This is a genomic window from Cedecea neteri, assembly GCF_000757825.1.
In the GTDB taxonomy this organism is placed as follows: Bacteria; Pseudomonadota; Gammaproteobacteria; order Enterobacterales; family Enterobacteriaceae; genus Cedecea; species Cedecea selenatireducens.
Genome location: NZ_CP009451.1, coordinates 4,378,603 through 4,393,198 on the forward strand (window position 1 = coordinate 4,378,603; position 14,596 = coordinate 4,393,198).

Annotated in this window: 14 protein-coding genes and 1 other annotated feature; of the genes, 9 read left to right on the forward strand and 5 right to left on the reverse strand. The window is 54.8% G+C overall.

Annotated features, from left to right (window positions below):
- Positions 1-3 precede the first annotated feature (3 nt).
- Positions 4-903, reverse strand: coding sequence for an ATP phosphoribosyltransferase (gene hisG, locus JT31_RS20205; protein ID WP_038481352.1), 900 nt, complete (start codon positions 901-903; stop codon positions 4-6).
- A gap of 37 nt (positions 904-940) precedes the next feature.
- Positions 941-1,063 (reverse strand) — a sequence feature (His leader region).
- Positions 1,039-1,089: a his operon leader peptide gene (hisL, locus tag JT31_RS23795; protein WP_126358378.1), complete on the reverse strand. Its 51-nt coding sequence runs from the start codon at positions 1,087-1,089 to the stop codon at positions 1,039-1,041. (Overlaps the previous feature by 25 nt.)
- Before the next feature lie 200 nt (positions 1,090-1,289).
- Between hisL and JT31_RS20210 the strand changes: the two genes are divergently transcribed.
- From JT31_RS20210 to JT31_RS20220, 3 genes are all read left to right on the forward strand, one after another.
- The gene (locus JT31_RS20210) at positions 1,290-2,117 is read left to right on the forward strand and encodes an SDR family oxidoreductase (RefSeq protein WP_038481355.1); all 828 of its coding nucleotides are present in this window, start codon (positions 1,290-1,292) and stop codon (positions 2,115-2,117) included.
- 38 nt (positions 2,118-2,155) lie between these two features.
- Complete coding sequence (locus tag JT31_RS20215) at positions 2,156-3,070, forward strand: LysR substrate-binding domain-containing protein (RefSeq protein ID WP_038483379.1); 915 nt, start codon at positions 2,156-2,158, stop codon at positions 3,068-3,070.
- A gap of 427 nt (positions 3,071-3,497) precedes the next feature.
- On the forward strand, positions 3,498-4,862 hold the full coding sequence (locus JT31_RS20220) for an APC family permease (protein WP_038481358.1): 1,365 nt from the start codon (positions 3,498-3,500) through the stop codon (positions 4,860-4,862).
- Positions 4,863-4,924: 62 nt separating this feature from the next.
- Here the strand turns inward: JT31_RS20220 and sbcB are convergent, their stop codons facing one another.
- Both sbcB and JT31_RS20230 read right to left on the reverse strand, forming a co-directional pair.
- Positions 4,925-6,352 carry an exodeoxyribonuclease I gene (sbcB, locus tag JT31_RS20225; RefSeq protein WP_038481361.1) on the reverse strand — a complete coding sequence of 476 codons (1,428 nt, stop codon included), beginning with the start codon at positions 6,350-6,352 and terminating at the stop codon, positions 4,925-4,927.
- 76 nt (positions 6,353-6,428) lie between these two features.
- Positions 6,429-7,580 carry an acyltransferase family protein gene (locus tag JT31_RS20230; RefSeq protein WP_038481364.1) on the reverse strand — a complete coding sequence of 384 codons (1,152 nt, stop codon included), beginning with the start codon at positions 7,578-7,580 and terminating at the stop codon, positions 6,429-6,431.
- 252 nt (positions 7,581-7,832) lie between these two features.
- Between JT31_RS20230 and dacD the strand changes: the two genes are divergently transcribed.
- From dacD to JT31_RS20255, 5 genes are all read left to right on the forward strand, one after another.
- Positions 7,833-8,999 (forward strand): serine-type D-Ala-D-Ala carboxypeptidase DacD, encoded by a 1,167-nt coding sequence (gene dacD, locus JT31_RS20235; RefSeq protein WP_038481367.1) that lies wholly within the window; start codon positions 7,833-7,835, stop codon positions 8,997-8,999.
- A gap of 153 nt (positions 9,000-9,152) precedes the next feature.
- A complete protein-coding gene (gene sbmC, locus JT31_RS20240; protein ID WP_038481370.1) occupies positions 9,153-9,617 on the forward strand; it encodes a DNA gyrase inhibitor SbmC in 465 nt (154 codons plus the stop codon).
- 12 nt (positions 9,618-9,629) lie between these two features.
- Positions 9,630-10,064, forward strand: coding sequence for a VOC family protein (locus JT31_RS20245; protein ID WP_038481373.1), 435 nt, complete (start codon positions 9,630-9,632; stop codon positions 10,062-10,064).
- Between the two features lie 155 nt (positions 10,065-10,219).
- Complete coding sequence (locus JT31_RS20250) at positions 10,220-11,278, forward strand: FUSC family protein (RefSeq protein ID WP_038481376.1); 1,059 nt, start codon at positions 10,220-10,222, stop codon at positions 11,276-11,278.
- 174 nt (positions 11,279-11,452) lie between these two features.
- Entirely contained in the window at positions 11,453-11,788 is a 336-nt protein-coding gene (locus JT31_RS20255; RefSeq protein WP_038481379.1) for a DUF496 family protein, read from the forward strand.
- Between the two features lie 191 nt (positions 11,789-11,979).
- On the opposite strand, the gene JT31_RS20260 is transcribed toward JT31_RS20255, so the two are convergent.
- Positions 11,980-12,288, reverse strand: coding sequence for an ArsR/SmtB family transcription factor (locus JT31_RS20260; RefSeq protein ID WP_038481382.1), 309 nt, complete (start codon positions 12,286-12,288; stop codon positions 11,980-11,982).
- 192 nt (positions 12,289-12,480) lie between these two features.
- On the opposite strand from JT31_RS20260, the gene fusA reads away from it, so the two are divergent.
- Positions 12,481-14,583, forward strand: coding sequence for an elongation factor G (fusA, locus tag JT31_RS20265; RefSeq protein WP_038481385.1), 2,103 nt, complete (start codon positions 12,481-12,483; stop codon positions 14,581-14,583).
- Positions 14,584-14,596 lie beyond the last annotated feature (13 nt).

Here is a 14,596-nt window from a genome sequence, read left to right on the forward strand (position 1 = left end):
ACATCACTCCATCATCTTCTCAATGGGCAGTACCAGAATAGAGCTGGCGCCCAGCGCTTTCAGCTTCTCCATGGTTTCCCAGAACAGCGTTTCGCTGCTGACCATGTGCATCGCCACGCGCTGCTGGTCGCCTGCCAGCGGCAGAATGGTTGGGCGCTCGGCACCCGGCAGCAGGGCAATCACTTCGTCCAGACGCTCGGTTGGCGCGTGCAGCATGATGTACTTGGACTCGCGGGCCTGAATCACGCCCTGGATACGGGTCAGCAGCTTGTCGATCAGCTGCTGTTTGGCTTCCGGCATTTCGCCATCGCGCTGGATCAGGCAGGCTTTGGAGCGATAGATAACTTCCACTTCACGCAGGCCGTTGGCCTCAAGCGTTGCGCCGGTAGACACCAGATCGCAGATGGCGTCGGCCAGGCCAGCGCGCGGAGCCACTTCCACCGACCCGTTCAGCAGGCAGGATTTAAACTGCACGCCTTTCTGGTCGAGGTAGCGTTTTAACAGGTGCGGGTAAGAGGTCGCGATACGTTTGTTATTGAGGCCGGCCGGGCCATCCCACGGCTCGTCCACGGCGGTGGCCAGCGACAGGCGGCAGCCGCCGAAGTCCAGGCGGCGCAGCGTGTAATAGCGAGGATCGTCACCCTGAGCGCGGCGCGTCAGTAACTCTTCTTCGAGGACGTTTTCACCGATAATACCGAGGTCAACTACGCCGTCCATCACCAGCCCTGGAATGTCGTCATCACGGACGCGCAGAATGTCGATCGGCATGTTTTCCGCCAGCGCAATCAGGCGCTGCGTGTGCAGGTTGATTTTTATGCCGCAGCGGGCCAGTAATTCGCGTGAATCGTCGCTAAGACGGCCAGATTTCTGCATAGCTATGCGTAAACGGTTGTTGTCGGTCATCGGTAGTTACCCCTTATTCATTCCTGTCTGACGCCCAATAAAAAAGCCCCCGGAAGATATCTTCCGGGGGCTTTTTCTCGCGTTCACGCACCACTGGAAGATCTTTTCGTCTCCCAGCACCAATCGCCTGAAAGACTAGTCAGGGTGATGGTGATGATGGTGGTTTTTAAACTGAGCGCGTGTCATAAAATTCTCGTATGAATGACTATTCATTATGTGCCAATTAACGTAAACCAGATTACGCGTTGAGTGCAAGGGGTTTTTTCCCGGTTCATTAATATTCTGTTTGGCTGCGGGAATTGTCAGTTCTGCCTGGGTGGCGTAGCCTTAACGGAGAGCTAAATTCACTCGTCAGAAGATAATGCTGCAAGGTCAGGAGACAAGGCATGAAAAGGGTCGCGATAGTCGGTTTAGGGTGGTTGGGAATGCCGCTGGCGCTCTCATTGTCAGCGCGGGGCTTTCAGGTCAGCGGAAGCAAAACGACGCTGGATGGCGTAGAAGCTGCCCGCATGTGCGGAATTGAAAGTTATCAGCTGCAGCTGCAGCCGGAACTGGTATGCGACAGTGACGATCTGGCTGAGCTGCTGGACGTCGATGCATTAGTGGTCACGCTTCCCGCCCGACGCAGCGGTGAAGGCGATGACTTTTATCTTCAGGCGGTGCAGGAAATTGTCGATAGCGCGCTCGCGCATTCCGTTCCCCGCATCATTTTTACCAGTTCGACCTCGGTATATGGCGAAGGCGAGGGGAGCGTGAAAGAGACGACGCCGCTGCGGCCCGTCACCGCCAGCGGTAAAGTACTTAAAGAACTTGAAGACTGGCTGCACAAGCTGCCGGGGACGTCGGTGGATATTCTCCGGCTTGCCGGGCTGGTGGGGCCGGAACGCCACCCCGGGCGTTTTCTGGCGGGGAAAAAGGATGTTGCGAACGGGCAGCACGGCGTAAACCTGGTGCATCTGGAAGACGTCATTGCTGCCATTACGCTGCTGCTTCAGGCACCGAAAGGCGGACACATTTATAATCTCTGCGCGCCAACCCACCCAACGCGCGAAGAGTTTTATTCGCACATGGCCCGGCAAATTGGCCTGGAGGCGCCGCTGTTCCGCAAAGAAGCCGAAACCGGCCACGGCAAGCTGATTGACGGCAGCCGTATCTGTAATGAGCTAGGCTTCGAGTATCAATATCCTAATCCGCTGGTCATGCCGATGCAGTAAGTTCAGCCCCGGCGTGCTAAGCGCACCCGGGGGTGAGTATTAAACCTTTGCTTGACGTGCTGATAATTCTCGATGCGCTGGATAAAGAAGGGAGCTTTGCTGCCGCGGCGGCAAAGCTTTTTAAAACCCCTTCGGCGCTGAGCTACAGCGTTCAAAAACTGGAAAGCGACCTTAATATTCAAATTCTCGACCGCAGCGGTCATCGGGCGCGTTTTACGCGAACCGGCCAGCTACTGCTGGAAAAAGGGCGAGAAATCCTGCACTCGGTTCGTGAACTGGAACAGCAGGCCATTAAGCTCCAGCAGGGCTGGGAGCACGAACTCACCATCGGGGTTGATAACGCCTTTCCGTTTTCTCTGCTTACACCGTTAATCGAAGCGTTCTACCAAAGCTATAGCGTGACTCGCCTTAAATTCATCAACGATGTGCTTGGCGGCTCGTGGGAAGCGCTCACCCAAGGGCGGGCGGATATTATCGTTGGGGCGATGAGCGAACCACCCTCGCTGAGCGGTTTCGGCTTTACTCTGTTAGGCCGGCTGGAAATCGTTTTTGTTGTGGCTCCGCATCATCCGCTGGCAAAGGCCGGGGAGCCACTTCCCCGGCGATTAATCAAGCAGTCACGCGCCGTGGTGGTGGGAGACACCTCCAGAATAGAATCTGCTCGAGCTATGCATCTGCTTGAAGAGCAGGAAGCCATCACCGTATTTGACTTCAAAACCAAGCTCGAACTGCAAATCAGCGGCATTGGCTGCGGGTATATGCCGCGCTATATGGCGCAGCGTTATATCGACAGCGGCGCGCTGGTCGAAAAGCAGGTCGCGGGGCAGGTGTCCTATGTCCCGGTGTGGATTGGCTGGAATGAACAAACTGACGGGCTCGCCAGTGAATGGTGGCGTGAGAAAATCGTCAGCGACCAGCGCATTGCTCAGGTGTATATGCCGGTAGAAAAATAGCCTCTTTATGACTGGCGATTTTTGCATAGCGCGGCTATGTTCAATGTCAGCCAGGCAGTACGTTAGAGCAGTGATACGCGTGGACAGGCCTATCTTCTTCTGCAGTGCTGAATGTGGGAGGTTTTACTTCCGCCAGACGCTGAAAAAGAAATTGCCAAAGATGGCTTTAACATCTTGTCATTGTGGCGCCGTATGGTGCAAAATACGCGCCAGCAAAAATAGAAGACTAACCGACGTTTAAGAGACGTCGGTTATTTTTTTGCAATCAATTAAGTCAGACAAACGGCATTTGCCAAAAAAACCAAGAGGCCGGGCTTCGTACCGGATAGATACTAGCTTTTAAAAAACGACAGTCGTGTCGCCGAGGAAATTCAGATGGGGCAGATTTTTGCTTTTGCGCAGGCTTTCTCTATTGAGGGAAACAACCATGTCGCTTAACGTCACCGCAGGTGCAAACACCCGCCCAGGTCTGCGTAAGACCCTGACGCTGGTTCCGGTAGTTATGATGGGCCTTGCCTACATGCAGCCGATGACCTTGTTTGATACTTTCGGTATTGTTTCCGGGATGACCGATGGCCATGTGCCGACGGCTTATGCCTTTGCTCTGGTGGCGATTCTGTTCACCGCGCTGAGCTATGGCAAGCTGGTGCGTCGTTTCCCGTCTGCGGGTTCTGCTTATACCTACGCCCAAAAATCCATTAACCCGCTGGTCGGTTTTATGGTGGGCTGGTCCTCGCTGCTGGACTATCTGTTCGCGCCGATGATTAACATCCTGCTGGCAAAAATCTATTTTGAAGCTCTGGTACCCGGCGTCCCTTCGTGGATCTTCGTAGTGGTGCTGGTTGGCTTTATGACCGTCTCTAACCTGCGCAGTGTAAAAACCGTTGCCAACTTCAACAGCGTCATCGTGCTGCTGCAAATCGTGCTGATTGCGGTCATTATGGGCATGGTGGTTTACGGCGTTTCCGGGGGTGAAGGCGCGGGTACTCTCACAAGCAGCAAACCGTTCTGGTCTGAAAACGCCCATATTGCACCGATGATTACCGGGGCAACTATCCTGTGCTTCTCGTTCACCGGATTTGACGGCATCAGCAACCTGTCTGAAGAGACCAAAGACGCCGAGCGTGTGATTCCTCGGGCTATCTTCCTGACCGCGCTGATTGGCGGCATGATCTTCATCGTTTCGACCTATTTCCTGCAGCTGTATTTCCCGGATATCTCTCGCTTTAAAGATCCGGACGCGTCTCAGCCTGAAATCATGCTGTTCGTGGCGGGTAAAGCTTTCCAGGTTGGCGCGCTTATCTTCTCCACCATTACCGTGCTGGCTTCCGGTATGGCGGCGCACACCGGCGTTTCTCGCCTGATGTACGTGATGGGCCGTGACGGCGTGTTCCCGAACCGCTTCTTCGGCTACATTCATCCGAAATGGCGTACCCCGGCGTTTAACGTGCTGCTGGTGGGTGCCGTAGCGCTGATGGCTATCGACTTTGACCTGGTAACCGCAACTGCGCTGATTAACTTCGGTGCGCTGGTTGCCTTTACCTTCGTTAACCTGTCGGTTATCTCGCAGTTCTGGATCCGCGAAAAGCGCAACAAGTCACTGAAAGACCATTTCAACTACCTGGTGCTGCCGACTATCGGTGCTCTGACCGTAGGCGCGCTGTGGATTAATCTGGAGCAAAGCTCGATGATCCTCGGCCTGATTTGGGGTGCAATCGGTCTGATTTACGTTGCCTGCGTAACCCGCAGCTTCCGTAACCCGGTTCCACAGTACAACGAAGACATCGCTTAATCAGTTTTGATGAAATAAGAATGGCTCCCGGTGGGAGCCATTTTTTTTGTCTGTAAAAAGCGTTAACCGACCAGGTATTGCGCGTATTCAAACAGCGCTTTCAACAACGCCAGTTTCTCTTTATCACCTTCATGCTGGTTATACAGCGTTTCCAGCTCAAGGGCGTAGGCCTGCAGGGCTTCCTGAGAAAGCACATCGCGGCGGTGCTGCAGCCAGCGGTTTTGCTCTTCTTCGCTTAACGTGCCCGGCCAGTTGCGCGCCCGGTAGTTAAACAGCAGCTGCTCGATACGCTTATCGGCAAAGGTGATATCCAGCGCCGGTAGATTCTGCGGGTCAGTTTCCAGCACGATGCGCATTGCGGCGCGGTCAGCATCGCTGAAGAAACCGTTGTAAAGCTGGGCATCAACGTTATCGGAAGGCACAAATGGTTCGGCCTCGGCAAACAGCCTCACCACTTTTTCACGAACTTCCGGATGCTCACGCAGCACTTTCAGGTTATCAAGGCAGCGCTGGCGGTTTATGCCGAGGCGCTCGGCATCTTCCGGCCGCAGCGTGTTGGCGACGGCAAGTACCGGGCACTTATTCAGATGCACCAGCTTGATCGGCACCGCGGCGTTATCCCCCAGCTCGGATTTTGGCGTATACAGGCGGTCGCGCAGGGTGCCGGCGTCCAGCTCCAGTAGCGGGGAAATATCCCCGGCCAGGTCCACCATAATCACGGCATTGCGGTTATCGGGATGCCAGGCCAGCGGCGCTATCCAGCTGGTATTGCCGCGCTGTGCACCGAACATGCCGGACACGTGAACCAGCGGCTTCATCAGCGGGATATCAATCAGCGTCTGTAGTTTTTGCTTCGAGCGGTGGCTGTAGAGATAGTCAAACAGGCGCGGCTGACGTGTTTTAACCAGCTGCGCCATGGCGATGGTCGCATAGACGTCTGACATGGCATCGTGTGCGTTGGCGTGTTCAATGCCGTTAGCCTTCGTCAGGTGCTCAAGACGGAAGCTTGGCAGCCCGTCTTCGTTTTCCGGCCAGACGATACCTTCCGGGCGAAGGGCGTAGCAGGCGCGCATCACGTCGAGTAAATCCCAGCGGGAATTATCGTTCTGCCAGCTCCAGGCGTAAGGATCGTAGAAGTTGCGGTAGAAGATATTACGTGTCACTTCATCGTCGAAGCGCACGTTGTTGTAGCCCACCACGCAGGTCTTCGGCACGGTAAAAATACCGTGAATACGCTTTGCAAAATCCGCTTCGTTTTCGCCACGCGCCAGCGCCTGCTGAGGCGTTATGCCGGTAATCATCACGGCTTCTGGCTGAGGCAGGTAGTCATCCGCAGGCTTGCAGTAAAACACTTCCGGATCGCCAATAACGTTAAATTCGCCGTCGGTGCGGATGGCGGCAAACTGGGCCGGCCAGTCCAGCGAAGGGCTTTTGCCGAAGGTCTCGTAATCGTGAAAAAGAAATGTAGCAAGGGGAGCAGAATCAGACACAGAAGTTACCATTGAGCTAGTTGTATTCTGGCTCAATGGTAAACCATCTGCTGGCTCATCAGAAGGAAAAGCGCGTTTAAGATGTGGCCCGCTGGGACTTTAGCCCGACGCGGCTAATCAAGCGTTTACCCAGCGCGATACCGCGTTTTTCTACCTTGTGGTACAGCACAACTGCAATCAGCCAGACGGCCGGCAGCGCTATCACCGTTACAATCAGGAATCGAATGAGAGAAGGTTGGTGGGCAAAGGCGGTGTAGCGAACCAGCAGGCCGATGACGGGAATCACAAGCATCAGGTGCAGCAGATACACCGAGTAAGACACGTCCCCGAGGAACAGGCTAAACCGGCAGGTGAGCAGCCTGCGCGGAGCGTCTGTCATCCGGCTCAGGCGGCTTTCGCCCTGATGCTGCCAGAGCAGCAGCGTCATCCCAACAATCATCACGCACTCCGCTGCCAGCCGCAGGTGAGTTTCCGCAATATGCATCTGCCAGGCAATGACGGGGGCGAGCAGCGCCAGCGCGCAATAGCGCAGGTTTCTCTGCATCACCGTGTGAGATATCAGCATACCGGCGATAAACAGCGGCAGCTTTATCAGGATCATCGACGGCATCGGGAAGGCGTTGAAGTAGTCCGGAAAGAGCCAGCGCGCCGCCAGGCAAACGACCATCAGCAGCGCGGCGCTGACCGCAAACCCGTAGCGCATCACCAGCAACATGATGAACGGGAAGAGCAGGTAATACTGCATCTCAAGCCCAATACTCCAGTCGGGCAATACGGTGCGGAAGGAGTATTCCGGCAGCAGGCCGAAAATAAACGACAGGTGGCTGACAATGTTAGTAACGGAATGGTCGGCATAGCGGCTGCTTGCCGTGGCGGTAGTCGGCCAGGCGCTGGCGATTATATCGCGCATTTCGCCAAACCAGCCGCCAAAGAACAGGGCAATTATCAGCAGTAAATAATAGAGTGGGGCGATGCGAAAGAAGCGACGCAGCCAGAATACGCGAAATGTGTTGGGGCTATTCCACGGCTCTTTTTCCCGTCGTTCCTGATAATTTTTTGCCATCAAATAACCGGACAGCAAAATAAATAAATCAACCCCCATGCCCGGATCGTAGAGCACGGGGATGCGGCATTGCACCAGCAAACAAATGTGGCCGAGCAGAACCCAGAGCGATGCCAGACCGCGCAGCCCTTCCAGCTCGGGAGACCAGCGTTTACTTTCCACTATAAGATGACCTATATCTGTATTTTCTTCGGTCAGAGTAAAAATGAATCAAAGCCGCCACAATCAGAAAGTCGCGCAATCGGGGAATATCAGAATAAACGCAGGGCAACTTTCGGCAGGAATATATTCGTACAAATATCATTCATTATTATTACCAAATATGAAATGTCATATTTTCTTGCAATTTAAAGAAGCAAATTAACAAGAACTCCCGTAAAACGAGCCGCTGTAAATTAAGTCTTTGAGGATATTCCGTTGAAAACCCGCCTGCTTGTTGCCCTGAGCTTTTTGTCCCTTTCCGTTAACTCCGCGTTTGCTGATGATATTTTCCCCCATCAGCCGCAGCCGCCGCAGGTTCAGGCTGGCGCATGGGTGCTGATGGATTACACCACCGGGCAGGTGCTGACCGCAGGTAACGAGCACGTCCAGCGTAATCCGGCCAGCCTGACAAAGCTGATGACCGGCTATGTGGTAGACCGCGCTATCGACAGCAAACGTATCACGCCGGACGATGTGGTCACGGTGGGGAAAGACGCCTGGGCAAAAGGCAACCCGGTCTTTGATGGCTCATCGCTGATGTTTATTAAACCGGGCGACAGGGTCACCGTACGTGACTTAAGCCGGGGGCTTATTATTGATTCCGGTAACGATGCCTGCGTCGCGCTGGCAGATTATGTGGCCGGCGGGCAAAAGCAGTTTGTCGGCATGATGAACCACTATGTCGAGCAGCTTGGCCTGCATGACACCCATTTTGAAACCGTTCACGGCCTGGACGCGCCGGGGCAGCACAGTTCGGCCTATGATCTGGCCGTTCTGTCCCGCGCTATCATCCACGGCGAGCCGCAGTTCTACCATATGTACAGCGAGCGCAGCCTCACCTGGAACGGCATTACCCAACAGAACCGTAACGGCCTGCTGTGGGATAAAGCCCTGAACGTTGACGGCCTGAAAACGGGGCATACCGAAAGCGCCGGGTTCAACATTATCGCCTCCAGCGTGCTCGGCCAGCGCCGACTGATTGCGGTTATTATGGGCGGCCTTAGCTCAAAAGGGCGCGAAGAGCAGGCCCGCAAACTGCTGCACTGGGGGCAGGATAACTTCGACACCGTGCAGGTATTGCAAAAAGGCAAAGCCATCGGCAGCGAGCACATCTGGTACGGCGATAAGCCAGACATCAGCGTTGGCCCGGATCAGGACGTTTTTCTGGCGCTGCCTAAAGCTGAAGTCCCCAACATCAAGGCCAAATATGTGTTGAGCAAGCAGGATATGGAGGCGCCGCTGGCAGCCAATGCTCAGGTGGGCGAGATTCAGCTGTTCGATGGCGACAAGCTTATCTCCCAGTGGCCTCTGGTGAACCTCACGCCGGTAGAGAAAGGCGGGCTGTTTTCACGTCTCGGCGACTTCATCAGCCGTACGCTTTAATCCATTTACCACGCTCTTGAGCCGCGCTTCCTGCGCGGCTTTTTTGTCCCTGTTTCTTGCGAAACAGCTCCCAAAACTGGCAGCTTGTGCCGACGCCATAAACGCTATAGTGTATAAACGTACAGTGTATTTATTCATCAGCGTGGAGGCAGTATGACATTTAAAGTTCAGCACGTTCCGGCGCGAAAAGTGGCCGGCTTTCATCTGGTCGGGCCTTGGGAAACCACGGTTCCGCAGGGTTTTGGTCAGCTGGCGATGTGGGCACAAACCCACAGCCTGAATGGAGAATGGCTGGCTGTTTACTACGACGATCCCGATGTCGTTCCGGCGGAAAAGCTCCGCGTTGACACCGTGCTCGGCGTTTCTGATGACTTCAAGGTTCCGGCGAACAGCGAAGGCGTAGTCGTCACGGCTATCGAGGCCGATACCTACGCCATCGGGCACGCCAGGGTGGAAAATGAAGCTTTCCAGCAGGCCTGGGAAAACTTTTTCGACCAGATAGAGGCCGACGGCGGCTATCGGTTAACCGGAAAACCCTGCTATGAAATCTACCTGAACGACGGGTCTGCAACCGGCGTATGGGAAATTGATATGTATATCCCGGTCGCTAAAGCCTGACAGGAGAGAATCATGACGGAAGCTATCGCAGGGTTAAAGGTGTTATTCATTGCCGGTTATGGCCCTGTCCCGCGTGACGTGGCGGCAAGCGCCGAATTTTATCAGCAGGTGCTTGGCCTGCCGCTGAAGGCTATGGAAGGCAACGAAGACTATCTGGCAACGGAGAACGGCGCGCTGGACGGCGTGAAACATTTCGCACTCTGGCCGCTGGCTCAGGCGGCACAATCCTGTTTTGGCGTGGGCAGCTGGCCTGAAGACGTTAGTGCGCCACAAAGCTGGGTGGAGTTTGAAGTGGAAGACGTCGGGCAGGCGACGGCGGTGCTGAAACAGGCAGGCTACAAAATGCTGGTGGATAACCGCCTGGAGCCCTGGGGGCAAACGGTGTCACGCCTGCTGAGCCCTGAAGGTTTGCTGGTTGGGGTTACGGTCACCCCCTGGCTGCGTTAGCGTCGGTCAACCTGGGCGGCAGGTTGCCGCCCCATTTCTGATATTCAGCAAAGAAACGTGAAATATCCCGCGTAAAAGCCCTGCGCTCCGAGGCTTTATGATTTCTTTATAAGAAAAACGGGTACAATTTCTTTTTTGTTTCCGGAGAGCCGGGTGTGCGTCCCGACAAATCACTGACCCCGTTTGAGATCCGTATTTACCGCAACTATCGCGTTGCCCACGGTATACGCATCGCCCTTGCTTTTGTGCTGACGTTTGTTCTGGTTCGCCTGCTGCAGATCCCGGAAGGGACCTGGCCGCTGATCACGCTGGTGGTGGTAATGGGGCCTATCTCCTTTTGGGGAAACGTGGTTCCTCGTGCCTTCCAGCGCATTGGCGGCACCATCTTTGGGGCGGCCATAGGGCTGATAGCCCTCAAGCTTGAGCTTTTCTCTCTGCCGCTGATGATTATCTGGTGCGGGCTGGCAATGTTCCTGTGCGGCTATCTGGCACTCGGCAAACGCCCATACCAGGCTCTGCTTATCGGCATCACGCTCTCGGTGGTCGTGGGTGCGCCTCCGGGCGACATGGAGATTGCGCTGTGGCGAAGTGGCGACGTTATTTTTGGCTCTCTTCTGGCAATGTTGTTCACCAGCGTTTACCCACAGCGCGCGTTTATTCACTGGCGCATCCAGATGGCGACCTTCGTGCAGGCGTTCGGTAAGGTCTATACCGCCGGTTTTTCGCCAAACCTCGTGGACCGCCCGCGGCTGGAAAAACCGCTGCAGAAGATCCTCAATGACGTTGTTAAAATGCGTGCCTTGATTGGCCCTGCCAGCAAAGAAACCCGCATTCAGAAGTCAGTTTTTGAAGCCATTCAGACCATCAACCGCAACATGGTCTGTACTCTCGAGCTGCAGATAAACGCCTACTGGGCAACGCGGGCCAGCCATTTCGTGATGATCAACGCCCATACGCTGCGCGACACGCAGCAGATGACGCAGCGAACGCTGGCGGCCATTGCGAAGGCGCTGCATGAAGGAAATCCTTCGCCAATCGCTGCCAACACTGAAAAGCTGAATGAAATCGTTCTGGAACTACGGCAACTGATGGAAGAGGGTAAGGGAAGCGCGCTGCAGGAGACGCCGATTCATGGCTACGTCTGGCTTAGCCTCGAACTGGCCCGCCAGCTTGAGCTGCTGTCGCATCTTATTTGCCGGGCGCTGCGCAAATAGCGCGCGTAAAGTGCAGAAATGACAATGCTTGTTTCGATTCAGCAGAAATTGAGGTTAAGATAGGGCCAGCCCGTCAGTCAGATTGACAAAAAAATTGTCATCGTCAACCGCGACGACTAAGGTTATGGCGGTTGTCTTAACGAATCCGAGTACCAATTTAGCAGGGGTGTAAAAATGGAAAATATCAAACCTACCTTCCAGGACGTTCTGGAGTTTGTTCGTCTGTTCCGTCGTAAAAACAAACTGCAGCGTGAAATTCAGGACGTAGAGAAAAAGATCCGTGACAACCAGAAGCGTGTGCTGCTGCTTGATAACCTGAGCGACTACATCAAGCCGGGCATGAGCATCGAAGCGGTGCAGGGCATTATCGCCAGCATGAAAACCGACTACGAAGACCGCGTGGATGACTACATCATCAAAAACGCCGAGCTGTCTAAAGAGCGTCGTGAAATCTCTAAGAAGCTGAAAGTGATGGGCGAGCAGAAAGTGGCCGATACCAAAGCTGAATAACTTCAGTGAATCTAAAATAACCGCCTTCATGCGCGGTGGTGAGGCTGCTGACAAAGTTCATTGCTCTAAAAAAGACTGAACCCAGGTCTAATAAAAACAATGAATAATGTTTTCTGGTTTGCCCCAAACAGTCGAAAACCACGTTTTTCGGCTGTTTGTCATCAATCTGACCGCCTTCATGGGCGGTTTTTTTATGCCTCGTTCACCATAACCCGCAGTAAGGTTTCCAGCAGGCCGGGAAACCGTGCGTCCAGATCTTCACGCCTCAACGAAATCAGATTCTCACGTCCCTGAGGGCGCTGCCAAATTACGCCGCTATCGCGCAATACGCGCCAGTGGTGGGTCATGGTCGACTTCGCTACGTCCTGACGCAAAGCGCCGCAGGTGAGTTCTTCGCCACCGGCGAGCGATTTAACAATCCCCAGTCGCAGCGGGTTACCCAGCGCAAAAAGGACATTTTCAAGGCGGATTTGTTCTCGTTCGGGATGGTTGGCGATCATACTCTTCCTGTATCGGCGGTTACGGCAAGGCGGCCGGCTACTATAACAAACTTGCCGGACTTCGACTGTATCGAGATTAACGATAGCTCAAATTGTTCGAATATACTCGTACAGTTGTACTATGATGATGGCGAACAAATTGGGCGGCCATCCTGGCCGTCTCTTAACAGTCAAAAAGACTAAGGACACATCATGCCCCGACCCATCCCTCTCGAACGCTATCGCAACATTGGTATTTCCGCCCATATTGATGCCGGTAAAACAACTACGACCGAACGTATTTTGTTTTACACCGGCATGAGCCACAAACTGGGCGAAGTTCACGATGGCGCAGCAACGACAGACTGGATGGCTCAGGAGCAAGAGCGCGGCATTACCATTACGTCCGCCGCGGTGAGCTGCTTCTGGCCGGGTATGGATCGCGGTTTTGAACCGCACCGTATCAACATCATCGACACGCCGGGACACGTGGACTTCACCATTGAGGTGGAGCGCTCCATGCGCGTACTGGACGGCGCCGTAATGGTTTATGACTCCGTGGGCGGCGTGCAGCCGCAGTCCGAAACCGTGTGGCGACAGGCGAATAAATACCGCGTGCCGCGGCTGGCCTTCGTCAACAAAATGGACCGTCCGGGAGCCGATTTCTTCCGCGTGGTGCAGATGATGATTGACCGCCTGAAGGCTAACCCGGTGCCGATTGTGATCCCCGTTGGTGCGGAGGATCACTTTACCGGCGTGGTGGATCTCATCAAAATGCGCGCCATTTTGTGGGACGACGCAACGCAGGGTATGACGTTCAGCTATGCGCCGGTGCCTGAAGATCTGCTGCAAACCGCGCAACAATGGCGGGAAAAAATGGTGTCCGCTGCGGCGGAGGCCAACGATGAGCTAATGGACAAATACCTGGAAACCGGCGAGCTGAGCGAGGCGGAGATCGTTACCGGCCTGCGTGCCCGTACCATCTCCGGGGAAATACAGCCTATGCTGTGCGGCAGCGCGTTCAAAAACAAAGGCGTACAGCGCATGCTGGATGCGGTTGTTGAGCTGATGCCTTCCCCGCTCGACATTCCTTCTATTCAGGGCGTGGACGAAAAAGGCCAGACGATTGAACGCCATGCCAACGACGACGAACCGTTCTCGGCGCTGGCTTTCAAGCTGATGACCGATCCGTACGTTGGCCAACTGACCTTTATCCGTGTTTATTCCGGCGTGCTGCGTAAAGGCGATTCGGTTTATAACCCGGTAAAAGGCAAAAAAGAGCGTATTGGCCGCATCGTGCAAATGCATGCGAACGACAGGCATGAGGTAGACGAACTTCGCGCCGGTGATATCGCGGCCTGCGTAGGGCTGAAAGACGTTACCACGGGCGATACGCTAACCGACCCGAATGCGGTGATCACCCTTGAGCGGATGGAGTTTCCCGAACCGGTAATTTCACTCGCTATCGAGCCGAAGACCAAGGCCGATCAGGAAAAAATGGGTATCGCACTGCAGCGGCTGGCGGCAGAAGATCCCTCTTTCCGACTGCATACGGACGAGGAATCCGGCCAGACGATTATTTCCGGCATGGGCGAACTCCATCTGGAGATCATCGTTGACCGCATGAAGCGCGAGTTTGGCGTGGAGGCGAACATCGGTCGGCCTCAGGTTACCTATCGTGAAACGATCCGCAAGGCGGTGAAAGATGTTGAAGGTAAATTTGTGCGCCAGTCCGGCGGTAAAGGGCAGTACGGTCACGTGGTGCTGACGCTTGAGCCGCAGGAGCCGGGGAAAGGGTTTGTGTTTGAAGATGCGACCAAAGGGGGCGTGGTCCCGCGCGAGTACATTCCTTCCGTGGAGAAAGGCCTGCGCGAAGCCATGAACACCGGCGTGCTGGCCGGCTACCCGGTGGTGGACATCAAAGCCACGCTGACCTTTGGCTCTTACCATGACGTCGACTCTTCGGAAATGGCGTTCAGAATGGCGGCGATCTTTGGCTTCAAGGACGCCGTGCGCAAGGCAAATCCGGCTATTCTGGAGCCGATCATGCACGTTGAGGTGGAAACGCCAGAAGAGTACGCCGGTAACATCATGGGCGATCTCTCTTCCCGTCGCGGCATGGTGCAGGGCATGGAAGAACGTTTTGGCAGCCAGATAATCCGGGCCGATGTTCCGCTGGCGGAGATGTTTGGCTACTCCACCACGCTGCGGTCTATGTCTCAGGGCAGGGCGACCTACAGCATGGAGTTCCATCACTATGCTGAAGCGCCGCGCAACGTGGCAGACGACATTATTGCCAGCCGCGTAAAAGCTTAAGCTGTACTCAAAA

What these genes read in the sequence shown, in the direction of transcription:
- JT31_RS20245 (WP_038481373.1), top strand. Translation starts at nt 9,630, where the DNA reads ATGACGGAAGCTATCGCAGGGTTAAAGGTGTTATTCATTGCCGGTTAT.
- sbmC (WP_038481370.1), top strand. Translation starts at nt 9,153, where the DNA reads ATGACATTTAAAGTTCAGCACGTTCCGGCGCGAAAAGTGGCCGGCTTT.
- hisG (WP_038481352.1), bottom strand. Translation starts at nt 903, where the DNA reads ATGACCGACAACAACCGTTTACGCATAGCTATGCAGAAATCTGGCCGT.
- fusA (WP_038481385.1), top strand. Translation starts at nt 12,481, where the DNA reads ATGCCCCGACCCATCCCTCTCGAACGCTATCGCAACATTGGTATTTCC.
- JT31_RS20210 (WP_038481355.1), top strand. Translation starts at nt 1,290, where the DNA reads ATGAAAAGGGTCGCGATAGTCGGTTTAGGGTGGTTGGGAATGCCGCTG.
- JT31_RS20220 (WP_038481358.1), top strand. Translation starts at nt 3,498, where the DNA reads ATGTCGCTTAACGTCACCGCAGGTGCAAACACCCGCCCAGGTCTGCGT.
- JT31_RS20260 (WP_038481382.1), bottom strand. Translation starts at nt 12,288, where the DNA reads ATGATCGCCAACCATCCCGAACGAGAACAAATCCGCCTTGAAAATGTC.
- JT31_RS20255 (WP_038481379.1), top strand. Translation starts at nt 11,453, where the DNA reads ATGGAAAATATCAAACCTACCTTCCAGGACGTTCTGGAGTTTGTTCGT.